The organism is Streptomyces sp. YJ-C3 (genome assembly GCF_053891275.1).
In genome coordinates, this window is record NZ_CM132685.1 from 3,500,229 (window position 1) to 3,526,601 (window position 26,373).

The 26,373-nt window shown below is 73.0% G+C and carries 23 protein-coding genes; 11 read left to right on the forward strand and 12 right to left on the reverse strand.

All coding sequences use genetic code 11. The annotated features are described in order from the left end of the window. Window positions 1-63: 63 nt before the first annotated feature. Window positions 64-4,455 (forward strand): FxSxx-COOH system tetratricopeptide repeat protein, encoded by a 4,392-nt coding sequence (gene fxsT / locus ACVHNB_RS15295; protein WP_456228341.1) that lies wholly within the window; start codon window positions 64-66, stop codon window positions 4,453-4,455. A gap of 18 nt (window positions 4,456-4,473) precedes the next feature. Here the strand turns inward: fxsT and ACVHNB_RS15300 are convergent, their stop codons facing one another. The 3 genes from ACVHNB_RS15300 to ACVHNB_RS15310 all read right to left on the reverse strand — a co-directional run bounded on the left by ACVHNB_RS15300 (window position 4,474) and on the right by ACVHNB_RS15310 (window position 7,722). Further along, on the reverse strand, window positions 4,474-6,300 hold the full coding sequence (locus ACVHNB_RS15300) for an HEXXH motif domain-containing protein (protein ID WP_456228342.1): 1,827 nt from the start codon (window positions 6,298-6,300) through the stop codon (window positions 4,474-4,476). A gap of 41 nt (window positions 6,301-6,341) precedes the next feature. Next, window positions 6,342-6,509: a hypothetical protein gene (locus ACVHNB_RS15305; protein WP_356490695.1), complete on the reverse strand. Its 168-nt coding sequence runs from the start codon at window positions 6,507-6,509 to the stop codon at window positions 6,342-6,344. Between the two features lie 100 nt (window positions 6,510-6,609). Next, on the reverse strand, window positions 6,610-7,722 hold the full coding sequence (locus ACVHNB_RS15310) for an effector-associated domain 2-containing protein (protein ID WP_428950615.1): 1,113 nt from the start codon (window positions 7,720-7,722) through the stop codon (window positions 6,610-6,612). Between the two features lie 215 nt (window positions 7,723-7,937). Here ACVHNB_RS15310 and ACVHNB_RS15315 point away from each other — a divergent pair, with 215 nt between their 5' ends. Together ACVHNB_RS15315 and ACVHNB_RS15320 are read left to right on the forward strand one after the other, a co-directional pair. Continuing rightward, window positions 7,938-8,489, forward strand: a complete 552-nt coding sequence (locus ACVHNB_RS15315) for a hypothetical protein (RefSeq protein ID WP_428950614.1) — start codon at window positions 7,938-7,940, stop codon at window positions 8,487-8,489. Window positions 8,490-8,550: 61 nt separating this feature from the next. Continuing rightward, window positions 8,551-8,874, forward strand: a complete 324-nt coding sequence (locus tag ACVHNB_RS15320) for a hypothetical protein (protein WP_456228343.1) — start codon at window positions 8,551-8,553, stop codon at window positions 8,872-8,874. On the opposite strand, the gene ACVHNB_RS15325 is transcribed toward ACVHNB_RS15320, so the two are convergent. The 3 genes from ACVHNB_RS15325 to ACVHNB_RS15335 all read right to left on the reverse strand — a co-directional run bounded on the left by ACVHNB_RS15325 (window position 8,852) and on the right by ACVHNB_RS15335 (window position 11,277). Further along, window positions 8,852-9,271, reverse strand: coding sequence for a VOC family protein (locus ACVHNB_RS15325; RefSeq protein WP_428950612.1), 420 nt, complete (start codon window positions 9,269-9,271; stop codon window positions 8,852-8,854). The genes ACVHNB_RS15320 and ACVHNB_RS15325 overlap by 23 nt on opposite strands. A 10-nt stretch (window positions 9,272-9,281) precedes the next feature. After that, window positions 9,282-9,656, reverse strand: coding sequence for a helix-turn-helix transcriptional regulator (locus ACVHNB_RS15330; protein ID WP_456228889.1), 375 nt, complete (start codon window positions 9,654-9,656; stop codon window positions 9,282-9,284). A gap of 127 nt (window positions 9,657-9,783) precedes the next feature. Next, entirely contained in the window at window positions 9,784-11,277 is a 1,494-nt protein-coding gene (locus tag ACVHNB_RS15335) for a carotenoid oxygenase family protein (protein ID WP_456228344.1), read from the reverse strand. Window positions 11,278-11,410: 133 nt separating this feature from the next. On the opposite strand from ACVHNB_RS15335, the gene ACVHNB_RS15340 reads away from it, so the two are divergent. Then, window positions 11,411-11,608 (forward strand): hypothetical protein, encoded by a 198-nt coding sequence (locus ACVHNB_RS15340; RefSeq protein ID WP_428950609.1) that lies wholly within the window; start codon window positions 11,411-11,413, stop codon window positions 11,606-11,608. A gap of 19 nt (window positions 11,609-11,627) precedes the next feature. Here ACVHNB_RS15340 and ACVHNB_RS15345 read toward each other — a convergent pair whose 3' ends face one another. Together ACVHNB_RS15345 and malX are read right to left on the reverse strand one after the other, a co-directional pair. Then, the gene (locus ACVHNB_RS15345; protein WP_456228345.1) at window positions 11,628-12,827 is read right to left on the reverse strand and encodes a MalY/PatB family protein; all 1,200 of its coding nucleotides are present in this window, start codon (window positions 12,825-12,827) and stop codon (window positions 11,628-11,630) included. A 3-nt stretch (window positions 12,828-12,830) separates the two neighbouring features. Continuing rightward, the gene (malX, locus tag ACVHNB_RS15350; RefSeq protein ID WP_456228346.1) at window positions 12,831-14,426 is read right to left on the reverse strand and encodes a maltose/glucose-specific PTS transporter subunit IIBC; all 1,596 of its coding nucleotides are present in this window, start codon (window positions 14,424-14,426) and stop codon (window positions 12,831-12,833) included. 282 nt (window positions 14,427-14,708) lie between these two features. On the opposite strand from malX, the gene ACVHNB_RS15355 reads away from it, so the two are divergent. Further along, the gene (locus ACVHNB_RS15355) at window positions 14,709-15,113 is read left to right on the forward strand and encodes a hypothetical protein (protein ID WP_428950606.1); all 405 of its coding nucleotides are present in this window, start codon (window positions 14,709-14,711) and stop codon (window positions 15,111-15,113) included. Between the two features lie 11 nt (window positions 15,114-15,124). On the opposite strand, the gene ACVHNB_RS15360 is transcribed toward ACVHNB_RS15355, so the two are convergent. Continuing rightward, window positions 15,125-15,853: a class I SAM-dependent methyltransferase gene (locus ACVHNB_RS15360; protein WP_456228347.1), complete on the reverse strand. Its 729-nt coding sequence runs from the start codon at window positions 15,851-15,853 to the stop codon at window positions 15,125-15,127. Between the two features lie 517 nt (window positions 15,854-16,370). Here ACVHNB_RS15360 and ACVHNB_RS15365 point away from each other — a divergent pair. The 5 genes from ACVHNB_RS15365 (at window position 16,371) to mgtA (ending at window position 21,635) form a co-directional block, all read left to right on the forward strand. Next, window positions 16,371-16,889 carry a lytic polysaccharide monooxygenase auxiliary activity family 9 protein gene (locus ACVHNB_RS15365; RefSeq protein WP_428950604.1) on the forward strand — a complete coding sequence of 173 codons (519 nt, stop codon included), beginning with the start codon at window positions 16,371-16,373 and terminating at the stop codon, window positions 16,887-16,889. Window positions 16,890-16,994: 105 nt separating this feature from the next. Further along, window positions 16,995-17,720, forward strand: coding sequence for a chitinase (locus ACVHNB_RS15370; RefSeq protein ID WP_428950603.1), 726 nt, complete (start codon window positions 16,995-16,997; stop codon window positions 17,718-17,720). Between the two features lie 143 nt (window positions 17,721-17,863). After that, window positions 17,864-18,652: a GNAT family N-acetyltransferase gene (locus tag ACVHNB_RS15375; RefSeq protein WP_428957451.1), complete on the forward strand. Its 789-nt coding sequence runs from the start codon at window positions 17,864-17,866 to the stop codon at window positions 18,650-18,652. Window positions 18,653-18,693: 41 nt separating this feature from the next. After that, on the forward strand, window positions 18,694-19,071 hold the full coding sequence (locus tag ACVHNB_RS15380) for an ArsR/SmtB family transcription factor (protein ID WP_428950602.1): 378 nt from the start codon (window positions 18,694-18,696) through the stop codon (window positions 19,069-19,071). Between the two features lie 8 nt (window positions 19,072-19,079). Further along, the gene (gene mgtA / locus ACVHNB_RS15385; RefSeq protein WP_456228348.1) at window positions 19,080-21,635 is read left to right on the forward strand and encodes a magnesium-translocating P-type ATPase; all 2,556 of its coding nucleotides are present in this window, start codon (window positions 19,080-19,082) and stop codon (window positions 21,633-21,635) included. A gap of 30 nt (window positions 21,636-21,665) precedes the next feature. Here the strand turns inward: mgtA and ACVHNB_RS15390 are convergent, their stop codons facing one another. The 3 genes from ACVHNB_RS15390 to tatA form a co-directional block, all read right to left on the reverse strand. Further along, window positions 21,666-22,685, reverse strand: a complete 1,020-nt coding sequence (locus tag ACVHNB_RS15390; protein ID WP_428950600.1) for a CNNM domain-containing protein — start codon at window positions 22,683-22,685, stop codon at window positions 21,666-21,668. After that, the gene (locus ACVHNB_RS15395; protein ID WP_456228349.1) at window positions 22,682-24,037 is read right to left on the reverse strand and encodes a hemolysin family protein; all 1,356 of its coding nucleotides are present in this window, start codon (window positions 24,035-24,037) and stop codon (window positions 22,682-22,684) included. Before ACVHNB_RS15395 ends, ACVHNB_RS15390 begins: the two co-directional genes overlap by 4 nt. Before the next feature lie 172 nt (window positions 24,038-24,209). Then, window positions 24,210-24,422 (reverse strand): Sec-independent protein translocase subunit TatA, encoded by a 213-nt coding sequence (gene tatA / locus ACVHNB_RS15400; RefSeq protein ID WP_428950598.1) that lies wholly within the window; start codon window positions 24,420-24,422, stop codon window positions 24,210-24,212. A 144-nt stretch (window positions 24,423-24,566) separates the two neighbouring features. Between tatA and ACVHNB_RS15405 the strand changes: the two genes are divergently transcribed. Next, window positions 24,567-26,099 (forward strand): LCP family protein, encoded by a 1,533-nt coding sequence (locus ACVHNB_RS15405; RefSeq protein ID WP_428950597.1) that lies wholly within the window; start codon window positions 24,567-24,569, stop codon window positions 26,097-26,099. The last annotated feature ends 274 nt before the right edge of the window (window positions 26,100-26,373 follow it).

Here is a 26,373-nt window from a genome sequence, read left to right on the forward strand (position 1 = left end):
CACGGCCCGCGTCCGTCCTCCGGCCGCCCACGCCTGCCCGTGGGGGACCTGCACTGGTGGGAAGTGGCCGACGCGCTCTGGATCGCCGAGCAGCACCCCGAACTCCTCGGCGTGGAAAGGGAATCCGCGCCCCCGCCCACGGCGGCCCCGAAGCCGCCGCCGCAGCCCCGGCCGCAGCCGCAGCCTGCCCCGGACGCCACCGCCCCCGTACACCAGGACGAGCACGACGCCGACGCGGGCGCCGACGTGCCCCACACGCCGTTACGAGCCCCGGAGGCGGCCGCCGAGGAGCGCGCGGCCCCGCCTCCCGCCCCGGCCGAGGAGAGCGCGGACGGCGTACCGCGGCAGGGTGCGGGGCGCCGGCGTACGGGTCGCGCGCGCCGCAGGACCGGGCCCTCGGCCAGGAACCTCGGCCGCGCCCTGCGGCCCTTCCGGCAGATCCGCCGCACCTCGCCGGTCGAGGAGGTCGACGAGGAGCGCACCGGCGAACAGTTCGCCGAAGCCCCCTGGCTGCCGCCCGCCCTGCGGTCGGCGCCCGAGGCGCGCTGGGACGTGGTCCTCGTCGTCGACAGCGCGCCCCACATGGCGATCTGGCGGGCCACCGCCGACCGCCTGGCCGGAGTGCTGCGCCGCTACGGCGGCTTCCGCGACATCGTGCTGCGCCGCCTGGACACCGACTCCACCGGCGGCGTGGTGCTGCGCGGACCCGGCCGGCGCGGCGCCACCCACCCCGTGCGCAGCCTCGTCGACCAGTCCGGGCGCCGGATCGTGCTCGTCCTCACCGACGGCGTTGCGGCCGCCTGGCGCAGCGGCGCCGTGCACACCGCGCTCGCCCTCTGGGGCCGGCACCAGCCGCTCGCCGTGCTGAGCACGCTGCCGCAGCGTCTGTGGCACCGCACCGGGCTGCGCCCCGAGCGGGTCAGGCTGCACCTGTCCGGACGCGGGGCCGCCGGCGAGGCCGTCGACTGGGCGCCGACCCGGCCGCACGGCACCGACGACTGGGTGGCGCCGCTGCGCCGGGCCCACGCGCTGGCCGTGCCCGTCCTCGAGGTCTCCGGTGAATGGCTGTCGCCCTGGGCCCGGTTCGTGACCGGCGAGCAGCCGCGCTGGACGGAGGTCGCCGCCCTCATGGTGACGCCCGACGCGCCGCACGAGCCCGCCGTCGAGCAGGAGCCGGCGCGCCAGGACGTCTCCGCGGCCGAACAGGTCGCCCGCTTCCGCGTCTGGGCCTCGCCGGAAGCGTTCGAACTCGCGGTGCGGCTCGCCGCGGTCCAGCTCGACCTGCCGGTCATCGCCGCGGTGCAGCGCGCGATGATGCCCGAGTCGGCGCCGGTCCATCTGGCGGAACTCCTGATGAGCGGTCTGGTCGAGGTGCTGCCGGGGGACGACAGCGCGTACGTGTTCCGCCCGGGCGTGCGCGAGGAACTCCTGGCGGCCGGAACCAAGCGCACCACCTTGCAGGCCTCCCGCAGGGCCGCGGAGGTGCTCGCCTCCCGCAGCGGCGCGGCCCGGGAACTGCTGGCGCACTACGAGGGCCGTGAGCAGCCGCCCGAACCGGAAGTGACGGCGGAGAACGCGCGCTTCCGGGCCGTCGAGCACGCGGTGCTCAGCGTGCTCGCCGGTGAACACCTGCCCAGGGCCAGGCGGCTCGGCCGGCTGATCGCGGCCCACACGGAAACAGCACAGCCGACGGACGCTGGGGAGCGTGGCGGAGTGATATCGGACGAATCACCACGAGGCACAATGAAGCACCCGAACTCGCAAGATGGCCCGAGTCGCACCGATTCCACGTATCCCTCGCAGTCCCCGACCGCCGGGCCCGCAGGCAGGGGATCGGGTGCGCCCGGCCCGCTCCAAGGAGGCACGCCAGTGACCACGGTCGTCCCCGGGACCGCCGCCCCCGCCACCGATGGCCGGGAGGATCCGGCCGGCGCCGCACCGCACCCCTTGCGTGCGGCAGGCCCCGCGATCCTCGGCAACATGCCGCCGCGCAACCTCGTCTTCACCGGTCGCGACGACCTCCTGGACCGCCTGGAGGCCGACCTCGGCGAAGGCCCGACCGCCGTGCTGCCCCATGCCCTGCACGGCATGGGCGGTGTCGGGAAGTCGCAGCTCGCCCTGGAGTACGTGTACCGCAACGCCGCCCGCTACGACGTGGTCTGGTGGATCCCCGCGGAGCGTCCCACGCAGATCGCCCAGGCGCTGGTGGAACTCGCGCTCCGGCTCGACCTGCCGGTGACCGGTGAGGCGAACACGGCCGTGCCCGCGGTTCTGGAGGCCCTGCGCACGGGACGCCCCTACGCCAACTGGCTCCTGGTCTTCGACAACGCGGAGAGTCCCGAGTCGGTGCAGAGCTACTTCCCCCTCACCACGGGCGGCGGCTCCTCCGGTTCCATTCTCGTGACGTCGCGCAACCCGCAGTGGAACACCCTGGCGCATCCCCTTGAGGTCGACGTGTTCAAGCGCGAGGAGAGCATCCAGCTGCTCCAGCGGCGCAACCCGGACCTGCCCCACGACGAGGCGGACCAACTCGCCTCCGTCCTCGGTGACTTGCCGCTGGCCGTGGAGCAGGCGTCCGCCTGGCGCGCGGAGACGGGCATGCCCGCTGAGGAGTATCTGCGGCTGTTCGCGGAGAAGCGGGCGGAACTGATGGCGGTCTCCCCGCCGACCCAGTACGAGCAGACGGTGGCGACCGCCTGGAACGTGTCCCTCGACCACCTGGAGGGCAAGAACTCCGCCGCGCTGCAACTCCTCCAGGTCTGCTCGTACTTCGCCCCCGAACCGATCGCCCGCTCGCTCTTCTCCGGAGCGCCCGTCGAGCCGATCGCCCCCGACCTGGACCGTGCGCTGACCGACCCGCTGCGGCTGGGCCGCGCCATCCGCGAGATCAACCGCTACTCCCTCGCGAAGATCGACCACCGCACCAACTCGATCCAGATGCACCGTCTGGTCCAGGCCGTGCTCAACGCCCGCATGTCGCAGGAACAGCGCGACCGGCTGCAGCACGGCGCCCACCTGCTGCTCGCCGCGGCCACCCCGCGCGACCCGCAGGACCCCTCGCACTGGGGCCGCTTCGGCGAGCTCTATCCGCACGTCGTCGTCTCCGACGCGATGAGCTCACCTTCCCGGCACGTCCGCCAGATGGTGCACGCCGTCGCCGAGTACCTCTACTACTGGGGTGACCACGAGGGGTCGCGGGAGTTCTCCCAGCGGGCGTACGACATCTGGTCCGAGCTGCACGGCGAGGACGACCGCCAGACGCTGATGCTCGGCCGCCACCTGCGCTACGTGCTGTGGGCCCTCGGCCGCTACCACGACGCCGCCGCCCTCAGCACCCGCATGCTCGCGGTCCTCGAGGAGCGGCCGGGCTCCGACGTGGACGACGAGTTCCTGCGCGTGCGCGGCCTGGCCGCGTCCGACAGCCGGGCCGGCGGCGACTTCAAGGCGGCCCGCGACATCAACCAGGAGGTCTACCAGCGGGCGGTGCGCGCCTACGGCGACGACGACCCCGAGACCTTGATGCACGCCCACAACCTGGGCGTCAGCCTGCGGGTGAACGGCGACTTCAGGGCGGCGCTGGAGCTCGACCGGCAGACCTGGCAGCGCCGGGCCCAGATGTTCGGCGAGGACTCGCTGAGCAGCATGCTCACCGAGTCCAGCATCGCGCTCGACCGGCGTGAGCTGGGCGAGTACGTCGACGCCGTGCAGCTCTTCGAAGGCATCACCGAGCGCTACCAGCTGCAGATCGGCGCCAACCACCCCAACACCCTGCGCAACGTGGCCCGCCTCGGTGTCTCCCTGCGCAAGGCGGGCCGGCACGCGGAGGCGGCCGAGCTCACCCGGCGGGCCCGCAAGGAACTCCTCAGCCGTTACGGGCCGGAACACCCCGACTCCCTGGTCGCCTCGCTCAACCTCTCCGTCGACCTGCGCCAGTCGGGCGAGCTCAGCGACTCGATGCGGCTGGGCGAACAGACCCGCGACCAGTTCGCCCGCGTCTTCGGGCCCGACCACCCGCACACCCTGGAAGCCGAGATGGATCTCGCCATCACCTACCGGCTGCTCAACAAGGTGGACGAGGCCCGCAGGCTCAACGAGTCCGCGCTGGAACGCTGCTCGGCCCTGCTCGGCGAGGGCCACCCCGACACCCTGGTGTGCCGGATCAACCTCGCCAGCGACCTGTTCGCCCAGGGGGAGGTGGCCGCCGCCCTCGCCCTCGACGAGACGACCCTGCGCGCCGCGAAGGAGACGCTCGGCGAGGACCACCCGACGGTCCTGGTGCTGACCAGCAACCTGTCCCAGGACCTCAGGGCGCTGGGCCGGCGCGCGGAGTCCGAGGAGCTGCGCCGCATCGCCGTCGAGGGGATCGCCCGGGTCCTCGGCGAACAGCACCCCGCCCACGCCGACGCCGTGGCCTCCCGCAGGGCCAACTGCGACATCGATCCCATGCCGATCTGACGGGCCTGCCCGGTCCCGTCAGGCCGGCGCGAGTCCGTCGAGCCAGGTGACGAACGCGACGGGGCCGGGGGCCGCCCCGCCCCGGCGGCCCAGTGCGCGGTGCACCGCGCACGCCAACTCCGGCTGTCTGCGGGCGACATGGCCCGGAGCGTCCGGCCCCCGTGCGCGCAGGGCCAGCAGGAGATCGGCCCATGACGACGTCCGGCCCGTGCCGTCCTCCAGCAGGGCGGTGACCGCGGCGCGCACCGCCCCCGCCTCGTCCCCCTGGACGTGGAGGGCGTGGGCCGGGCGCGCGTCGTGCGGCAGTTCGGGCTCGGCGTGCCCGGTCAGCCGGAGCCGGTACAGCGCCGCGACGACGTCGAGGCGCGGCACCTCGGGGCTCGGCCGCAGCCGGGCGGCACCGGTAGGGCCGGGCGTCAGCGGGGCGGGCCAGGCGTCGGCCAGCGCGGTCACCGTCGCCGGGTCCGCCGTCATGTGGTGCAGCCGCCAGCTCATCGTGTGATGGTCGGCGGCATCGCGTGCCATGGCGTCCACGGCGCCGAACCGCTCGGGGTGCTCCCACTGCGTCACGGCCTCGCCCAGCGTCCGCACCAGTCTGCGGCCGAGCGCCGTGAGCCCCTTGTGCGTCTCCAACTCGCCCAGCACCCGCAGCAGCTGACGCCGCCACAGGGCGTACTCGAAGCGGGCCGTGGTCCTTGTCTGCGGGGCGAGCAGGGCGCGGCCGCGCCAGAACCGGGTCACCGCGGTGAACGCGTAGACGCCCTGGAGCAGTCCGCGCAGCGGGCGTGGTTCGTCGCGCCACGGGGTGTAGAACAGGGTGTCGTCGTCGGGCTCGTACAGCTGGTAGAGGTGCATCAGCACACTGAGCTTGGTGTGCTGGATCTCGTGCGCGAGGACCGCCGCGAGCTGCTCCGCGTCCGCGGGCCGGGCGGAGGCCAGGCGCCCCGCGCCGTCCCCCGACGTGGCGCTGGTCAGCCGCTCGCCGTCGGTCCGGGCCAGTGGCTCCACGCTGTGCAGCAGCACCGAGACGTCCGCGGCGGACTGGGCGTCCGCCTCCGCGAGCAGGGGAGTCGCCTCCCGCAGCAGGGCGGTCCAGCGGTCCGCCTCGTCGGCGGGCAGCCGCCCCGGGGGCCGGCCCTGCGGGGTCGGCACGATCCGGTGCAGGCCCTGGTCGTCGAGGAGTACGGAGCGCCTCTCGCCCAGCGCCGTGAGCCGGACCCTGCGGGCCGGCTCCCAGTCCGGCCCCGGAGCCGTGTACGGGGCGGGCGCCCGGACCGTGTGCTCCCCGATCTCGACACTGACCTCCCGCGCGGAGCCCGTGACGCGGGCCCGGCCCCAGGGGGCGCCGCCGGGCACGACGGCGCGTCCGACGCCGGGCAGCCACACCGTGCCGTGCCGCGAGGGCACGGTCAGCGTGAAGTCGGCACCCGTGCGCAGCGCCGCGGCGGCCGCCAGGGCGTGGAAGTGCCCGGTCTCCACCCACAGCGGTACCGGTGTCGCGGCGGGAGCCGCCGTGCCGCGCAGCGTGCGCAGGGTCCCGGCGAGCCACAGTCCGGTCTCGGGCGCCATCAGCAGCTCCTCGACCGCGGCGTGCCCGCGCCGGTCCGCTTCGACGAGCAGCTGCCACGGCTCGTCCGCCGGGTCCAACGGGCCCACGGACCAGGGGTGCTCACGCAACAGGTCCAGGAAGAGATCGATCAGGAGGAGGCGGTGGCTGCGCTCGGCCCGCCACAGGCTGCGCAGCACGCGTGTGCTGCCGCCGCCTCCGGCCAGGTCGTCGAAGTCCGCCTCGGAGAACCCGTGCCGCCGCAGCGCGCCGGTCGAAGGGGTGGGCTCAGCGGACATCGTCCGGCCCCGGCCCCCTGCCCGCCGCGCCGCGGGGGCGCTCAACTCTTGTCGTCGCCGCCGAAGTTGACGTCGGGATCGTCGAGCTTGCGCAGCAGTCTCCGTTTGCCCTGCGCCCGCTCGGCTCCGGTATGCGCGCGTAGCTGCTCAAGCGTCCATCCCCCGAGGTCTACAAGCTCCGACTCGACAGCGCTGTCGGCGTGATCCATGGTGCCGTTGCCCTCCCAGCATCTGGGCCGCCGATGCCGCCGACGCCGACCCCTTGTGCTCCATCATGTCCCCTGCACTCATGCTCGGGAACCCCGCGTCTCAGTCATCCTTTTCGGTCAACTCCCGTGCTCTGGCCGAGAATTCGGTGTACGCCAGCGTTCCCGGGTCCACCATTTCCAAGGCGTCGCACAACTCGTCGAGACCGTCGGGAAACTCCAGACAGGTGTCGACGAGGTCCAGCAGCGCGGGTCTGGTGATCGCCGACTGCGGCACACTGGCGGCGATCTCCGGCGGCAGCTGCCGGATGACCCGGGCGCGCGCGTCGGGCTCCCGCATCGCCGGGACCCGCTCCAGCGCGAGGACCAGCTCACGGCGCCGGGCGCGCGCCGGACGTGCCGGGCCGGCCGGTGCCGGGGCCGGCCGCCGCCACTGCTCGCTCTGCCCCTGTGGCCCACAGTGCCAGAAGTACGTGGGCGTCTGCGCCGCCGTGCCCTGGGCGGCGACCCGCTCGCGCACCTGGTCGGCGAGGGCCCGGGGGTCCGCGGGCCAGGAGCCCGCCCCGCCTCCCTCGTCCCACAGGTCGTGCACGGCGGCGGTGAAGACGCCGGGTCCGCCGGTGCGGCTGCCGCGCGCCGACTGGCCCGGGGCGCACGCGAACAGGGCGTGCTGGCCCGGGCGTTCGCGCAGCGGCCGCACCGGGACGGGATCGGGCGCCAGCGCGCCGTCGAGCCGCGCCGGATCGGCGAACAGCTGACAGGCGTCGAGCAGCCACAGCTGATGCGGGAAGGACGGCACCAGGTCCGAGCGCCACGCGGCGAGCGCCGCGTCCAGGTCCAGGCTGCGGATGTCCCGCTCGGTGGCGTCGGCGTACAACAGCCGGCGATGCCCGTCGGCGGCCACCAGCCCGTGCCCGGACCACGCCAGGAAGAAGAAGTCACCGCTGCGCGAAGGGAGTTCGCGGAAGAGCGCCTGGTGCACGGCCTCCCGCCCGGCCCGCCTGAAGCCCAGCCCGGCCTCCGCGGCGAGGTGCTCGTTGTGCGGCGCGGGGGACAGGAGCAGGGTGATCCGCTCCGGTGGCAGCCCCGCGGCGAGCAGCCTGCGGGCGTGGCCGACGGCGTCGCGCACGGGCCCGTCCAGGTCCCAGCCCGGCCCGCCGTCGTAGCGCTCCACTCCCACGATGACGGCGTGCGTCGACGCTATCCGGTCCGGCATGGGGGGTTACTCCCCGGGAAACGGCGGGGCGAATCGTGCGGAGCGGGGCGTCCGCCGCCGGCCGCCTCCGGTGCGGAGTTTGCGATGTGTACGCATACGTACCGTTACATGACGTATGGGGCCCCTTGACATGAAATGCGTACGTTCGTAGGTGTCGCCGCGAACCACCGGGGCGGCCGCCCTCACACCCGACAGCGATCCTGAAGGTGCCCCTCATGCCCCTGACCTCGCGTGCCCTGCGCACCGGCATCGTCACCACCACAGCCGCGGCGGCGATCGCCCTCGGTACCGCCTCCGGAGCCCTGGCCGCCGTGCCGCACGGTGCGGGCGTCACCGCGGAGTCCGGTGCGCCCACCGCGGCGAAGCGCACCTATGTGAGGACCGTCGCTCTCGCGGTCAAGGGGGACAGCGCGAAGGTCTATCGCCTGGGGAAGCACGCGTACCAGGCCGAGATCACCGACCACGGCAAGAAGATCGCCGACCTCGTCGCCCTCGGCAAGGCGGCCGCGGCCGATGTGCACGGTCTGCGCGTCACGCTGTCCCCGGACGGTGGGCTCACGAGCCGCCGCGGCACCCACACCGCGGTCCCGGCGCACACACCGAGACCCGCCGCCCGGACTCCGGGGAGGACGGCGCAGTCCACCCCGGCCCCGGACAGTTCCGCGCAGCCGGACGACCAGGACTTCGACGACGGCGGCATCGTCGGCCTCGCCCGTCTGCCCCGCACCCTCGACCCCGGCCCGATGTCCTCGGGCCGGGTGGCCTGAACCGGGCCGTCGGCCGAGGACACCCGCCCGTTCCGCACGCCACGAAAGGCCCACTCGTCCCATGACCGCGAGCCGCGCCCGTCCGCGCGCCCTCCGCGCCCTCCTCATCGTCCTCGGCGCCCTGGCCGCCACCGCGATGCCGACCGTGGCCGCCTTCGCCGACCCGCCGCGGGTGCCGGCCACGGAGTCGCACAGCACGCCCCGCGAGGAGATCCAGCCCGCGGCCCACATCGTCGCCGAGGTGGCCCGCAAGACCGCTCACCGCTCGACGGGCCGGCCGCTCGGCCTCGTCCCGGACCTCGCCGGACCGCGGATCGGGCTCAAGGCGCCCCAGCACACCGGACCCGACGGGCCCGCGGCGGTCACTCCCCGAGCGGCTGGGTGAAGCGCAGCAGATTGCCCGCCGGATCACGGAACGCGCAGTCGCGCACGCCGTAGAACTGGTCCATCGGCTCCTGCACCACATCGGCGCCGGCCTCGCTGACCCGCTTGAACGTGGCGTCGCAGTCCTCCGTCGCGAAGAGCACGCCGCGCAGCAGCCCCTTGGCCAGCAGCTCCGCCATCACCCGCCGGTCGTCCTCGGACGCGTTCGGATCCGCCAGGGGCGGCTCCAGAACGACGCTCACGTCCGGCTGCGACGGCGAGCCGACGGTCACCCAGCGCATCCCCTCGTACCCGACGTCGTTGCGCACCTCCAGGCCCAGGACGTCGCGGTAGAAGGCGATCGCCCGGTCGGGGTCGTCGACGGCGATGAAGCACGTGGAAAGCTTGATGTCGTCCATGCGGCTCAGCCTACGACCGGGCGGCGGACCCCGCTTGTCCGTTCCTGACGGGCCGCGTGTGGATCTTCACGATGCAGGCCGGGATCGCGACGGCGTCGTCGTGGGCGCGGGCCCGGTACGCGCTCGGCGTCTCCCCGACCAGCTCGGTGAACCGCGAGCTGAACGAGCCCAGCGACGTACACCCCACGGCGAAGCAGACCTCGGTCACCGTCAGGTCGCCGCGGCGCAGCAGCGCCTTGGCCCGCTCGATGCGACGCGTCATCAGGTAGCTGTACGGCGTCTCGCCGTACGCGGTCCGGAAGCTCCGGGAGAAGTGTCCCGGCGACATGAGGGCGTCGCGGGCCAGCGCCGTCACGTCGAGGGGCTCGGCGTAGTCACGGTCCATCCGGTCACGTGCCCGCCGCAGCCGGACGAGGTCGTCGAGCTCCTGCCGTTTCACCCCACGAGTTTCCCACAGGGGCGCGCGGCCGGGCCGGTCCACTGTCCCGCCGCGGCACCCCCGGCCCCCTCGGCTAGGCGTCCGCCACCCAGCTCCCGTGGAAGCCCAGCGGTACCCGGCCGGGCAGGTGGACGCGGGCCAGCGGGTGGCCTGTGAAGTCCTGCGCGGCGAGGACCACCAGGTCCGTCGCGCCGCGGTCGGGGTCGTGGACGTAGGACAGGATGTAGCCGTCGTCCTCGTCCCGGCCGCCGCGGCGCGGTACGAACACCGGCTCGCTCGCCGCCGCGCCCCGGGAGAAGCGGTGCACCTGCCGGCTGCCGCGCAACAGGTCGTGTTTCACCAGGCAGTTGGAGAACTTCTCGTCCGGCGGCACTCCGTCGACCGTTTCGTAGGCGCGCCACATCTCGGCCGCGCTCGCGGTGTATCCGTAGCGGTGACGACGGGAGACCAGGGATTCGTTGACGCGGGGGAACTCCTGGGGCAGGTCGTCCAGGCGGGTGCCGGTGACGCGTCCCGAGCGCAGGTCGACGACCCAGCGTTCGAGCGTCGGCGTGCCGGTGCTGGAGGGGCCGCCGTTGCCCCGGCCGGCCGCGTAGAACGGCGCGGGCATGGCGGTGTACTCGACGACCACGGTGTCGCCCTGGTCGTAGGCGTTGAGGGTGTGCGAGTAGAACACCGGGTCGATCTGGAACCAGCGGGTCGCGCCCCCGGTCCGTGGCATCACGCCGACCCGCATCGGATGGCGCTCGTTCCAGAGGTACGGCACGAGCGCGCCCGCCTCGGCCGCGGCGGCGTCGAACGTGAGGGGCACGTCGACAATCACCACGTACTTCCCGGTGAGCGCGAAGTCGTGCATCATCGGCGCGTCCGCCACCGGGATCCGATGGGTCGCGGCCACCCGTCCGGTCCGGTCGATCATGATGTGCCGCACGTGGTCCCACGTCGCGTAGTACGCCACCGCGTGCAACTCGTCGGCCGTCGCGTCGTACTTGGTGTGCGCGGTGAACGCCCCGGTGAGCGTGGACCGGAAGTCGTAGGGGCGCACCGTGGCCAGCTCGCCGTCCAGCTCGTAGGGCAGCGGGCCGCTCTCCTGCAGCGCCAGGATCCGGCCCTTGTACGGGATCACGTGGGTGTTGCACGCGAAGTCGTCCGGCGGCGCCTGGCCCGGGTAGCGCTCGCCCAGCTTCTTCGCCACCTGCGCGGAGCGCACCCACCGGTTGCGGTACCACTCGGCGCGCCCGCCCCGCAGCCGCACACCGTGCACCATGCCGTCGCCCAGCATCCAGTGGTGTGCCCGCGGATCCTCCAGGCCGAGGGCGTTGGGGCCGGTGCGCAGATAGCGGCCGTCGAGGTCGCGGGGCAGGCGGCCGGTCACCTTCAGGCCGAAGGCCGTCAGCTCCTCGGTGACCGGGGCGAAGGCGCCCTCCAGGAACGGGAGCGAACCCGTCCCGCCCGTCGCGGGCCGCGCGGCGGCCGCGCCGGTGCCGGCCCCGAAGCCGCCGACCACACTGCCCGCCGCCGCGAGCGCCGCACCCTTCAGGACCCTGCGTCGCGTAGGACCGCTCATCGTCTCTCTCCTCTGTCCGTCGTCGGCTACGAGACGAAATCCTGCTCCGGCAACGGGAGTTGGACAGGAGGCCTGAGGCCCGGATCAGGGGTGGTGCCGGCACCACCCCGGCAGCCGGAGCGACGCCGTCCGTGTGGCAGAGTGCGGGGACGATCGACGTACGGTCTACGAGCACGGCGACGGCTACCTCGTGATCGCCGAGGGGATGACCCAGACGTTCGAGTACGAGTTCACGCTCGCCCGCGTCGTGCACGACAGCCGCCCCGACATGCCGGTGGCGCCACCGCAGCCGGTGACGCCACCGCCTCCCGCCGCCCCGCCGTACCAGTGAGCCGGCGGGGCGGCGGGCCTCAGCCGAGGGCGCGCAGCGCCGCGACCACGGCGTCGATCCCCCGCGCCGCCTTGGCCCGTGGGCAGCCGACGTTGAGGCGCAGGAAGCCGGGCGCCCCGTACGAGGTCCCGGGCATCACGGCCACCTTCTGGGTGTCGACGAGCTCGCGCTGCAGCGCCTCGTCGTCGATGCCCAGGGGGCGCACGTCGATCCAGGCGAGGTAACCGGCCTGCGGAGGCGTCCAGCCGAGGTCCGGGAACGCCGCGTCGAGCCGCTCGGCGACGTGCTCCAGATTGCCGCGGAGGTAGCCGCCCAGCGCGTCGAGCCAGGCGCCGCCCTTCCGGTACGCAGCGATGTGCCCGACGAGCGACAGCACCGACGGCGACGACAGGCCGTCCGCCTCCTTGAGGTGGCGCAGATACCCGTCGCGGGCCGCGGGATCGCCGATGATGCCGTAACTTCCGGTCAGCGCGGGGATGTTGAACGACTTCGACGCCGACGTGACCATCGCCCAGCGCGCCCCGGGAGCGCCGTGCAGGGCCCAGGGGCGGTGGACGTGCGGCGGGTGCGCGAGGTCGGAGTGGATCTCGTCGCTGATCACCGCCACGTCGTACCGGGCGCACAGGCGGGCCATCCGGTCCAGCTCGTCCCGCGTCCAGACATGGCCGGTCGGATTGTGCGGCGAGCACAGCAGGAGAATCGCCGTGTCGGGCCGCGCGAGCAACCGCTCCAGGGTGTCCCAGTCGCCCAACGGGCATTCCAGCAAGCGGCGTTCGTGCGCGGCGATCGTCTTGGGGAACGCGTCGTACATCGGCGTGTGGACCACGACCCCGTCACCGGGCCGCGACCACAGCTGCAGGAGCCGGCCGATCTGGTAGACGACGGACGGGCCGTAGACGATCGTGTCGGGGTCGACCGTGGTGCGGTGCCGGGTGCCGTACCAGTCGACGACCGCGGAGAGGAAGTCGGCCTGGCGCCACCGGGAGTAGCCGAGCACCCCGTGGTCGAGGCGGCCGCGCAGCGCCGAGAGCACCTCGGGCGCCGTCTCGAAGTCCATGTCGGAGATGGTGAACGGCAGCAGGTCCGGGACGCCGAAGCGGTCCTCGACGTAGTCCCACTGTGTGCACCAGGTGCCGTGCCGGTCGACGGGCGTGTCGAAGTCGTAGCCGGAGCCTTCGACGCCGTCGGCGGGGGAGTCGGCGGGGGAGGGGAGTGGCACGGCTCAGCCCACCGGGACCATCGTGGCGATCGCGTCCTTCACCGACTGCACCTGCGGGCCGATGATGACCTGGACGTTGTGGGCGTCGAGCTTGATGACGCCGACCGCCCCGAGCTTCTTCAGGCGCTGTTCGTCGACGCGTTCGGCGTCCGTGACGGTCATCCGCAGGCGGGTGATGCAGTTGTCGAGGGACTGGATGTTGTCGGCGCCGCCGATCGCGTCGAGGATCGCCACCGCGTCGTACTTGCCCGCGACCAGCTCGCGCGGCGCGCCGTCGGTGTCTTCCTGCCCGGCGGATTCCGCTTCTTCGGCCGGCTCGTCCCGGCCGGGCGTCTTCAGGTCGAAGCGGACGATGGCCCAGCGGAACAGGAAGTAGTAGGCGGCGAACCAGACGGCGGCGATCACCGGGACCAGGTACCACTTCGTGGTCGAGCCCTGGAGGACGCCGAAGACGAGCCAGTCGATGACGTTGCCGTCCGTGTTGCCGATGAACACGCCGAGCACGGCGGCGGTCAGGAATCCCAGGCCGACGAGGACCGCGTGGACGAGGTACAGCCACGGTGCGATGAACAGGAACAGGAACTCGAGCGGCTCGGTGATGCCGCCGACGACGCAGGCGACGACACCGGACACCAGGAGCGCCTTGATCTCGGGGCGCATCTTCTTGTTCGCGCAGTGGTACATCGCCAGCGCCGCGCCCGGCAGTCCGCCGAGGTAGGCCGCCATCTTGCCCTGGGACAGGAAGTGGGTGGCATCGGTGACCGAACCGGTCGGCGCCTGCGAGCAGTTGAGCTGCGCGTAGAAGAGGTTCAGCGCGCCGGAGACGTGGTCGCCGCACACGGTGCCGGAGCCGCCGACATCCGTGAAGCGGAACATCGCGACGAGGATGTGGTGCAGGCCGATCGGGCGCAGCAGGACCTCGCCCATGCCGAAGAAGAACGGGCCGAAGACACCGGTGTGACCGATCGCCCGGCCCAGATCCGTGATCCAGCCGTTGAACGTCGGCCACACCAGGGGGATCAGCAGGCCGAGCACGCTCAGGGTGAGCGCCGAGACGATCGGAACGAACCGCAGACCCCCGAAGAAGGCCAGCGCGTCCGGCATCCGCTGGGTACGAAAGCGCCGGTGGAGGACGCTGACAACGATGCCAACGGCTACCGCGCCGAGCAGTCCCGTATCGATGGACTGGATGCCGATGACGTCCGCGATGCCGTAGTGCGCGATCGCCTTCTCGTCCTCGAAGTCGACGCCCTTGGCGGTGAGGAAGAAGTTCACCGCCAGGTTCATCGCGGCGAAGCCGACGAAGCCGGAGAACGCGGCGACGCCCTTGTCCTCGCGGGCCAGGCCCAGCGGGATGGCTATCGCGAACATGACGGGCAGGAACTTGAAGGCGACCAGCCCGGTGTTGGCCATCCACGTGAAGACCAGATGGAAGCCCTCGCCCTGGAGGAAGGTCAGATTGTCGGTGACGGCGTCGCTGGAGAGCGACGAACCGATGCCCAGCATGATGCCGCAGAACGCGAGCAGCGCCACCGGGAGCATGAACGTCTTGCCGAGCCCCTGGAGGAATTCCCAGAGTGCGGCCTTGGTCTTCTGCATGTGGGGGGTCTTTCGTGCCTGAGCGGAAGGCGTGCGGGACGGATGAGATCACAGCAGGTGGGGAGCTGTCCATGAGTGCGCGGGACCGCGAGGACCGCCGCGTGCGCCCAGCAGCGCCCGACGGCGGTGTGCGCCGTCCTGTGCCTCAACCTCCGCCCTGGGCGCCGCCCGGCCTCTCTCTGCGCGTGCTGTGCGCCCCCACGCGGGGGTTCGTCCGGCGCCGGACCCGGTGATAACGCTGGAGACACGGGCTCAGCGGACGGGGGGACGAAAGGAATCGGCATGGCACCTGTCGCAGTTCTTGAAGCGGGACGACTGTCCGCCATAGCGAAGATCCTCGACCGGGCGGGCGGTCACCTCAGCGCCGCGGCCCACGACGACGCGGAGATGTCCGGCATCCAGTCGCTCCTCGCCCTCTCGCGCAGCGCGTCGTACGACGTGACCTGCGCGGTACGGCATGCGGGCACCGGCGATCTCGGCCTGGCCCACGCTCACCTGGAGGCGGCCCGGAGCGCGCCCGACCAGCTCGCGGCCGTGGCCGCCGGCATGCCCTCCCCGCTGCCGGCCGGAGTGCGCACCGCGCTGCAACTCCTGCGCGGCATCACGGGGTTCTTCAGCGCGGAGACGGAGGACGCGTTCGTCCGCGCCCTGCGCATCGACGTCGCCGGGGGCCGGACCGCCGGCTGACGGCGCGCGGCTCACCGCGCGCGGCGCACGACCAGCGTCTCCGCGTCGCACGCGACGTCCTCCAGACCCGCACGCCGCCACTCCTCGCGCAGCACGGGCAGGGGCAGTGGGTACAGGGGGAACGTGTCGCGGTGCTCGCGGATCACCCGGCCGTCCCGTTCCACGGTGTAGGTGAAGGACACACTGATCAGCCGCTCCTCGGCGCGCGTCGTCATGGTGGCGCCGAACACGTCCTCCCCGACGCGCACCCGAGGCAGTCGCTCCACCTGCTCCCGGAGGGGCGGCTCCGTCGGCGGCGTGTCGAGGACGGCATGGCCTCCGGGGGCGAGTGCGCGGCCCAAACCCCGCCACAGCGCGTGGCGTTGGCCCGGCGGGAGTGTCGGCACGACGTTGTTGCACACGACCAGATCCGCGCGCGCCGACAGTGCGCAGGCGTCGAGCGTCCACGGGTGCACGGTGACGCGCGCCCGCTGGTCGGCGCGCAGGCCGGCCAGCCGCGTCATCAGCAGGGCGCGCATCGGCGCCGCCGGTTCGACCGCGTGCACCGTCGCGGACGTCGACTCCAGCGCGAGCACGGTCAGCAGGCCGCTGCCCGCCCCCGCGTCGACCACGACCTCGGCCCGCTCCAGACGGGCGCCGTACAGCCGTGCGGCCCGCCGCCGGTCCTGGTCGGCCTGCAGGATGTCGTAGAACTCCGCGGTGTCGGAGTAGTCGTCGCCCGTGGTCCGTTCCCTGGTCACGTCGGCACTGTGCCCCGCGGGACGGCGTCGGACGCGATGTCGGCCCGATCGGCGCAATGCCCGGCCGGTGCCTGTCGTCCGGTGCCCGTGAGCACCCGGCTTCCGCGTCCGGTCCGTCACGCGGCCGGACTTTCCGTCGAAGAAGCCGCCGTGGCGGACCGGGACCGCCGTCGTCCCCGACCGTCCCCGCCCCCGGCGCCGCGCCGACGGCGTGCACATCGCCCTCATGCCCCGGCGGAGCGCCTGCCATGCCTCGGCGCGTCCGATCCGCGGCCCCTGTGACGCCCGGGTCCCCGGTGCGGTGGGTTTCCCCGCGACTGCCTTGACAGGGTCACGACCGCTTGTATGGTCTAGTCCAAGCAGCAACGGCCGTTCCGCTTACGGGAGTTCGCCCTGCGTTCATGGGCGGTCCTTCCCGTGTCCCTTCGCGCCTCTTGGCCCCACCCACGAGAGGCCGACCTGACCGCGCGCCCCCACGTTTCGCGCGTTCAGGAAGACCTGAAGTGAAGGAGTACGCATGAACGCCAGAAGGAAGACGGCCGCGCTCATCGGCGCGGCGCTGGCCCCGGTCATCGCCGTCAGCCTGCCCGCCGGACCGGCGAGCGCGCACGGCTACATCAACACCCCGCCCAGCCGTCAGGCGCAGTGTGCCGCGGGCACCGTGTCCTGCGGTGACATCACGTACGAACCGCAGAGCGTCGAGGGCCCCAAGGGTCTGACCAGCTGCAGCGGCGGGAACAGCCGGTTCGCCGAGCTCGACGACGACTCCAAGGGCTGGGTCGCCACGCCCGTCCAGAAGTCCACCACCTTCGAATGGAAGCTGACGGCCCAGCACGCCACCAGCACCTGGCAGTACTTCGTCGGTGGCCAGTCGATCGCCGAATTCAATGACAACGGTGCCAAGCCCGGCGCCACCGTCACGCACCAGGTCGATTTCGGTTCGCTGACGGGCCGTCAGAAGGTGTTGGCCGTCTGGAACATCGCCGACACGACGAACGCGTTCTACGCCTGCATCGACGTGAACGTCGGCGGCTGACGGACGCTCCGAACGGCGGCGCCGCGAGCCATCCCCACGGCGCGCATGCGCGTCATGGCTCGCGGCGCCGTACCCCCCACTCTTCCGTCCGATTGGAGCGCCCCCATGCGCCGTCGCCTCCTCGCGCTGCTGACCGCCGGCGCGTCAGCAGCCACCCTCGGAGTGTTCGCCCTGGCCGGCACCGCGTCCGCCGAAAAGGCCGACGCCCAGGCCGACTTCATCGTCAGCCAGGCACAGTTCGACCAGATGTTCCCGAGCCGGAACTCCTTCTACACGTACGACGGGCTGACCGCCGCGCTCAGCGCGTACCCGGAGTTCACCGGCACGGGCAGCGACACCGTACGCAAGCAGGAAGCCGCCGCCTTCCTAGCGAACGTGAGCCACGAGACCGGCGGGCTCGTCTACGTCGTCGAGCAGAACACCGCCAACTACCCGCACTACTGCGACACGTCGCAGTCGTACGGCTGCCCGGCGGGCAACGACAAGTACTACGGCCGCGGCCCGATCCAGCTCAGCTGGAACTTCAACTACAAGTCCGCCGGCGATGCCCTCGGCATCGATCTGCTCAACAACCCCGATCTCGTGCAGAACGACTCGGCGGTCTCCTGGAAGACCGGCCTGTGGTACTGGAACACCCAGACCGGCCCCGGCACCATGACCCCGCACAACGCGATGGTCAACGGCTCCGGATTCGGCGAGACGATCCGCAGCATCAACGGCAGCATCGAATGCAACGGCGGCAACCCCTCGCAGGTCCAGAGCCGCATCGACAACTACAAGAAGTTCTCGCAGATCCTCGGCGTCGACCCCGGCGCCAACCTGAGCTGCTGACCTGCCCGTCGCCGGACCCCTACGGCCGGCTCACGGACTCGTCCCCGGTCCGTGGGCCCGCTGTCCGGCGGGGTGTGATCTGATCGACCACCATGAGCGCGCCGTAGGACCCCGCACCTGACGTGACCGACCTGACGGCCAGGATGGAGCGGAACCTGGCCGAGCACGCCTGCCACCTGCACCGCCGCCTCGACGGTGCGTCGGTCGCCGCGACCGACGATCTCCTGATCGCCGACAGCGGCCTCGACGACGACACCTTCAACATCGTCGCCGCGGCCCGCTTCACCCCCGACGACGCGCCCGCCCGGATCACCGTGACGACCACGGCCCTGGCCGCCACGGGCCGCCCCTTCTCCTGGTGGGTGGGCCCCTCCTCGACACCGCCGGATCTCTCGGCCCGGCTGACGACCGCCGGTCTGCCCGTGACCGAGCACGAGACGGCCATGTGGGCCGAGCTGACCGACGCCCTGCCGCAGCCCTGCGCCGACGACCTGGACATCCACCCGGTGACCACGCCGGAACAGCTCGCCGACTACGCCGCCGTCCTCGCCGCGAACTGGCACCCGCCCGCCGCGACCGTCCGGCACTTCTTCGAACGGACCGCCCCGCACGCCCTCGCCGCCGACGGTCCGGCCCGCTATCTGGTCGGTTACGTCGCGGGCCGCCCGGTCTGCTCGGCCGAGGTCTTCCTGCACGCGGGCGTCGCCGGGATCTACAACATCAGCACCCTGGCAGCCCACCGCCGCCGCGGCTACGGCGGCGCCGTCACCCTCGCCGCCCTGCACACGGCCCGCCGGCACGGCCACCGCCTCGCCGTGCTGCAGGCCTCCGAGGACGGCGAGCCCGTCTACCGCCGGCTCGGCTTCCGGGCAGCGGGCCGCTTCACCGAACACGCCGTCCTTCCCGGAAAGCCGCTGCCCGCAGGCGTCTAAACTGGGGCGTCGGTCTGCGCGGAAAGGACAGGAGAGAGACAGTGGCGGCAGGTTCTCCAGGGTCGGCCGAGGCCGGGTTCAGCGATCCGTCCGCCGAGGTGCTCGACCAGGCGGCCGAGGCCTTCGGGCTGCTCGCCGCCCCCACCCGACTGCACATGATGTGGGCGCTGGCCGAGGGCGAGTGCGATGTCACCGGGCTCGCCGAGCGGGTCGGCGGCGCGCTGCCCGCCGTGAGCCAGCACCTGTCCAAGCTCAAGCTCGCCGGCCTCGTGCGCTCGCGCCGCGAAGGCCGCCGCCAGGTGTACTACGTCGACGACCCGGACGTGGTGACGGTGGTCCGGCTGATGGTCGGCCAGCTCACCGAGCGGGCCGAGCAGTCCGCCGCGCCGGTCCGCCGGCTGCGCGGCGCCGGAGCCTGAGCGGCGCGGTGTCCGCCCACGACCCCGCTCCCGCCCGTGCGGCCGCGGCCCCCGCGGTGGGCCCGGCCCCCGGCGACCTGTCCGCGCTGCAGGTGCTGCGTGCCCTGGACGGCTCGCCGCGCGGACTGACGGAGTCGGAGGCGGAGGACCGGCTCGCCCGCCACGGGGCGAACATCCTTCCCGGACACCGCCCGGTGTCCCGGCCGAAGCGGCTGTGGCACAGCCTGCGCGACCCGTTCACCGCCGTGCTGTTCTGCCTCGGCCTGGTCTCGGCCGTGGTCGCCGCGTGGGGCACCGCCTGCGTGATCCTCGCGCTCGTCGCCGTCAGCTGTGTACTGCGCGCGCAGGGCGAGCACCGCGCCGACCGCTCCATGGACCGGCTGCGCGGACTCGTCGCCACCACCACGAGCGTCCAGCGCCGCACGGCACCCGACGCCGCCCCGCGCGTGCGGGAGATCCCCGTCGACGACCTGGTGCCCGGCGACGTCGTCCGCCTCGCCCCCGGCGACCTGGTGCCCGCCGACCTGCGTCTGCTCAAGGCCCGCGGCCTGACCGTGCACCAGGCCGCCCTGACCGGCGAGTCCGCGCCGGTGCCCAAACAGCCGGTGGACCTGCCCGGCGCGGGCGACAGCGCGCACCTGCTCTTCCAGGGCAGCAGCATCGCCTCCGGCGGCGGTACCGGCCTCGTGGTCGCGACCGGCGCCGACACCCGCTTCGCCACGGTGCGCACGGCCGGCCGGCGCGCCCGCACCAGCGCCTTCGACCGCTCGGTGCACGGCATCTCCTGGGTGCTGATCCGCTTCATGCTCCTCACCCCGCCGCTGGTCCTGATGGCGAACGCCGCGCTGCGCGGCCGGGGCCTGGAGACCCTGCCGTTCGCCGTGGCCGTCGCGGTCGGCCTGACCCCGGAGATGCTGCCGGTCATCGTCACCACCTGTCTGGCGCGCGGCGCGTCCCTGCTCGCCCGCACCCACGGGGTGATCGTCCGGCGGCTGCCCGCCCTGCACGACCTCGGCGCCGTCGACGTCCTGTGCGTCGACAAGACCGGCACCCTCACCCAGGACCGCCCGGCCGTCGACCCCGACCGCACCGACGCGGAGGCCCTGCACTGGGCCGGTGTCTCGGCCTGGTGGACGCTGCAGACCGCCGAACCGGCGGACCCCGACCCGCTCGACGAAGCGCTGCTGGCGGCCACCGGCCCCGAGGACTGGGAGGCGTACGACGGCGTCGACGCGCTCCCCTTCGACCCGGTCCGCCGCCTCGCCACCGCCGTCGTCCGGGAACCCGGCGCGCTGGGCACCCACACCCTCGCCGTGAAGGGCGCCGCGCAGGACGTCCTGGACCGCTGCGCACTCGACGCCGACGAGCGCGCCGAGCTGCGGAAGCAGGCCGCGGAGCGCGCGGCCGACGGGGTCCGCCTGCTGGCCGTCGCCACCGCGCGGCGCACCGCCCGCACCCGCGCCTACACCCCGGCCGACGAACGCGGACTGACCTTCCGCGGCTTCGTCGCCTTCCGCGACGCCCCCGCCGACACCGCGCACGACGCCGTCCGCGCTCTCGCCGCGCGGGGCGTCGCCGTCAAGGTCCTCACCGGCGACGACCCGGCCACCGCCGCACGCGTCTGCCGCGACCTGGACATCGACCCGGGCGAGGTGAGCACCGGGGAGCGGCTGAAGGACCTCACCGAGGGACAGCTCGGCGAGCTGGCCGCCCGGACCACGGTGTTCGCCCGCTGCACCCCCGAGGACAAGGCCCGGGTCGTCGCCGCGCTGCGTGCCCACGGACGCACCACCGGCTACCTGGGCGACGGCGTCAACGACCTGCCCGCGCTGCGCGCCGCCGACGTCGGGATCTGCCCGCGCGACGGGGTCGACGTGGCCCGCGAGAGCGCGGACGTCGTCCTGGCGGAGAAGGACCTCACGGCCATCGAGCACGCCGTCGTCGCCGGCCGGCACAGCAGCGCCAACATCGCCTCGTATCTGCGCATCACGCTCTCCTCCAACCTCGGCAACGTGATCGCGATGCTCGTGGCCGCGCTCCTGCTCCCCTTCCTGCCGATGCTCCCGGCGCAGGTCCTCGTGCAGAACCTGTGCTTCGACGGGGCGCAGCTCGCCCTGGCCCACGACCGGCCCGACCCGGCGGCCCTGCGCCGCCCCACGGTGCTGCGGCCGCGCTCCTTCCTCCGCTTCATCACCGGGTTCGGCGCGCTCGGCGCCCTCGCGGACCTCGCCACCTTCGGCGTGCTCGCCCTGTGTCTGCCGGGCACGCTCGGCGCTCGCGACGAGGCGGCCTTCCACGGCGGCTGGTTCACCGAGAACCTGCTGACCCAGGCCCTGGTCATGCTCCTGCTGCGCACCGGCCGCCGCGCGGCCGAGGGCCGCACCCCGGGGCCCGTGCGCTGGGCGGCCACCGGGCTCGCGGTCATCGGCATCCTGCTCCCGCTGACCCCCGTCGGCCCCCTGCTCGGCATGGCGGGCCTGCCCGTCGTCTACTACCTGCTGCTCGCCGCGGTCCTCGCGCTCTACGCGGCCGCGCTGCACCGGGCGAGCACGCGGAGCCGCTGACGGGGGCGGGGACCGTCCCCCGCCGTCGGGTCAGGCCGCCCGCGGATGCGTGAGCCGGGCCAGCAGGTCGTCCAGGGTGACCAGGCCCGTCAGCCGTCCCGTTCCGTCGCGGACGACGGCCAGCGAGGCGCGGGCCCGGCGCAGCCGGTCGATGGCGTCGCCCACCGTGTCGGTGGCCGACAGCTCCGGTACGGGCCGGGCGAGCTCGCGGGCGGTGGCCGCACGGTCGCGGGCCCGGGCGATCAGCGCGTCGCGGGCATGGACCGAACCGACGACGCGCGTGCCGTCGAGGACCAGCAGGCGGCTGCGGTCGGCCGCGGCGGACCGGGCCAGCACGTCCTCGACGCCGGCCCCGGCCGGCACCGAGGAGATCCGCTCCGCCGGGACCTGGAGGTCCCCGACGGGGGCCTGCGGTTCGGTGAGCGAGCTCGTGATCAGCTCGGAGTCGTCCGCGCTGATCAGGCCGAGCCGCTCCGACTCGGCGACCAGGCGCGTGAGCTGCTCGCGGTCGTGCACGGCCGTCAGTTCGTCGCGCGGGGTGACCCGGCACCACCGCACCAGCGCGTTGCTGATCCTGTTCAGCAACCAGATGAGGGGGCGGACGACCTTCACCACCGCGCGGAACGCGGGGGAGAGCAGCATCGCCGAGCGCTCCGGGTGCGCGATGGCCCAGGACTTGGGGGCCATCTCGCCGACGACCATGTGCAGGAAGACGACGACGACCATGGCGACGGCGAACGAGACGCCGTAGCTGAGACCGCTCGGCAGCCCCCAGTCCCGCAGCAGCGGGTCGAGCGCGTGGGACACGGCCGGTTTGGAGATGGAGCCGAGCCCCAAGGTGCAGATGGTGATGCCGAGCTGGGCCCCGGCGAGCATCAGGGACAGCTCCCGCATCCCGGCCAGCGCCGCATGAGCGCCGCGCTGCCCCTGGGCGACGGCCTTCTCCATCCGGTGCCGCTTGGCGGCGACCAGCGCGAACTCGGCGGCGACGAAGAACCCGCTGCCGATCAGCAGCAGCACGGTCACGAACAGTGCCATCGGAAAGCTCATCGCCGGCTCCCTTCCTCGTCGGCGGATCCGGCGGCCGCGGTCTCGGCGGACCGGCGCTCGATGCGGACGCGCTCGGCGACGTGCCGTTCCAGGGCCCGTACGTCGATGAGCGCGCGGGTACCGTCCGGCAGATCGACCGTGAGGCGGTCGCCGATCGCCGGGAAGCGGCCGAGGCGGTCGACGATCAGCCCGGCGAGGGTGTCGTAGTCCTCGCCCCTGGGCAGCTCGATGCCGGTGGCCTCCTCGATCTCGTCGAGACGGCGGCCGGCGTCGACGATCCAGCCGGCGCCGTCGGCCACGGCGAGGCGGGTGACGGTGTCGGTCTCGTCGGCGATGTCACCGACCAGTTCCTCGGCGATGTCCTCGTACGTGACGACGCCGGCGACGCCGCCGTGCTCGTCCAGGACGACGGCGAACTCGTCGCCGCGCTCCCGCATCCGGTCCACCGCGTCGGGCAGGGCCAGCGTGTCCGGCAGCAGCAGCGGGCGGCGGGCCAGTCCGCCCGCGGTGCTGGTCGCGTAGGCATGCAGCGGCAGGCGGGTCAGCTCGCGCACCCCGACGACTCCGGTGATGTCGTCCGGGTGGTCGCCCAGCACCGGGTAGGACGAGTGACCGTGCCGGGCGATCAGCCCGACGGTCTCGTCGGCGGAGGCGTCCTTGCGCACGAAGACGGCGTCGGCGCGCGGCACCATCACCTCGTCGAGCGTGCGCTCGTTGAACTCCAGGGCGTGGTCGAGGAGCAGCGCCGTGTCCCCGGGCAGCTCGCCCTGCTGGTGGGACTCGCCGATGAGATGGCTGAGCTCCTCCAGGGTGGCGCCGTGGTGCAGCTCCTCGACGGGCTCGATGCCGATCCTGCGCAGCAGCCTGTTCGCCGCGCTGTCGAAGAGGCGGACGACAGGGCCGACCACCTTGAGATAGGCGAGGGTCGGGCCGGCCAGTGCCTTCGCCAGCCGCTCGGGCACGGCCAGCGCGAGGTTCTTCGGGGCCAGCTCGCCCAGCACCATCTGCACGACCGTGGCCAGCACGAAGGCGAGGATCACGGACATGCCGGTGACGGCGGCGTCCGGGACGCCCACGCCGGACAGGGCGGGCCGCAGCAGCGCGGACACGGACGGCTCGGCGAGGAAGCCGACGACCAGGCCGGTGACCGTGATGCCGAGCTGTGCGCCCGAGAGCATGAACGACAGCCGCTCCAGCACCTTCAGGGCGCGGGCGGCCTTCTTGTCGCCCGCTTCGGCCTCCCGGGCGAGCGCGATCCGGTCGGCGGCGACGTAGGCGAACTCCTGCGCGACGAAATAGCCGGTCCCCGCCGTGAGGACGAGGACGGCGACCAGGCCGAGTGCGGCACTCATCGAACACCACCCCGCCGCGTGCCGCGGTCATGCCTCGTAGGGCGGGGTGGTCGGGGACTGTGCCCCGGGGGGTCCGTCGGTCTGGCGGACAACGCAGGTGCTCCTCGGGTAGTGCTGTCTGACGACAACGATTCTGGTCGCGCCCCGGTTCCCCGGCCATTCGTGCGCGGAGTCAGCTGCCCTCGGCCCGGGGCAGCGTGGCCTCGCTGCTCGCGCTGTCCTTGGCGGCGTTCTCCTCCTTCATCGCCTGCGTCTCGCTCTTGAGGATGCGCAGCGACTTGCCCAGGGAGCGGGCGGTGTCCGGGAGCTTCTTCGAGCCGAACACCAGGATGATGACCAGCCCCAGGATGAGCAGGTGCCAGGGTTCGAGTGCGTTGCGGAACATGGTGGGGACTCCTTGCCGTGATCGTGCCGACGGGTGCGGCGTGCGTACCGCATCCTCAGTTTTACTTGCTACATTGCGCAACCGTACAACCCTGGGGCGGCGTCGCACGTCACCTCTCGCAGGACGCACAGGATGAGGGCATCGATGACGCAGATCCCCGAGGCGCCACCCGAGCGCACCCGCCGCAGGGCCCAGGGGGCACGCGGCGACACGGGGCGCCGTGGCGCGCGGGCCCGGCGCCGCCGGCGCGGCAGGCTGCGGTTCGGCCTCGTCACGGGGCTGGCGTTCCTCGTCCTGGTCACGGCCGGCGCGGGCTGGCTGTATCTGCGGCTGAGCGGGAACATCGACACGTTCTCGTCGGACGGCGTCTCCAAGAACAGGCCCGACGCCGAAGCGTCAAAGGGTGAGAACGTCCTGGTCATCGGCACGGACGCGCGTACCGGCGGCAACAGCGAACTCGGCGGCGGCGACAAGGACGACATCGGCCGCTCCGACACCGCGTTCCTGCTCCACGTCTACGCGGACCACGAGCACGCCGTCGGGGTCTCCATACCCCGCGACACCCTCGTCACGATCCCGCCGTGCAAGCTCCCCGACGGGTCGTGGAGCACGACGCGGACCGGCGAGATGTTCAACTCCGCCTACTCCACGGGGCAGACGGCCGAGGGCAATCCGGCCTGCACACAGAACACCGTGGAGGAACTGACCGGGCTGCGCGTCGACCACACCATCGTCGTGGACTTCAAGGGCTTCTCCCAACTCACCGACGTGGTCGGCGGAGTGAAGGTCTGCCTCCCGCAGGACGTCTACCAGAACGACCTCAACCCCCACCGCACCACGCGGGGCAAGCGCCTCTTCGCCAAGGGCGAGCAGACGGTCTCCGGGCAGCGGGCCCTCGACTACGTCCGCATCCGGCACGGCATCGGCGACGGCTCCGACATCGGCCGCATCAAGCGCCAGCAGGCGTTCGTCTCCAGCCTCATCAAGAAGATCAAGGACGACGGGTTCACCCCCACCAAACTGCTGCCGCTCGCCGACGCCGCCACCAAGTCCATGACGGTCGACCCCGGCCTCGGCTCGGCCGACAAGCTGCTGACGTTCGCTATGGGGCTGAAGAACGTGGACCTGCACAACACCAAGTTCGTCACCATCCCCTGGAAGTACGACGGCGACCGCGTCGCCGTCGTCCAGCCCGACGCCGACGCGCTGTGGGCCGCGCTGAAGGACGACCGCACTCTCGACGGCAAGGACGCGGGCGCCAAGAACGGCGCGCGGGCGTCCGCCTCCCCGTCCGCCACCGGGGACGTGTCCGGCGCGGGCATCTCCGTCGCCGTCTACAACGGCACCACGACCATGGGCCTGGCCTCCACCGCCGCCAGGGCGCTGACCGGACACGACTTCACCGTCACCGGCACCGGCAACGCCACCACGCAGGACCACGACTCCACCACGATCGAGTACGGGGCCGGGCACAAGGCCGACGCCGAGGCGGTCGCCCGGCTCTTCCCCGACGCCGCGCTGCGGGCCACCGGCACGGCGGGCGTCGCCGTCGTGCTGGGAGCGGACTACACGGGCGCCGCCTCCGCCTCGCCGGCCCCCACGTCCGTGCCGTCCAGCGTGGCCGACGACGCGCGTTCGGCCGACGAGGACATCTGTTCGAACCTGTCCTACGGGTGAGCGGGCGCCGCGACGGGGCTCACACGACGCCCTGTCGACTTCACGCTGCTGCCTCAGGTGCCGGCCGCGGGCGCGCCAACAGGACGCAGCGCGTACCGCTGTAGACGGTCGGCATGCCGTCGCGGAGCCGGACCGAGCGCTGATCCGGCCGGCTGAGGGAGCCCCGAGGCCGGCCCGAACCCCCCGCCCGTGACCGTACGTGACGCCCTGTCAGCCGACAGTGCATCCATCTTCGTGTCGATCCTGTGCTTCTTTGCAGGCAGCCGCATGGAAC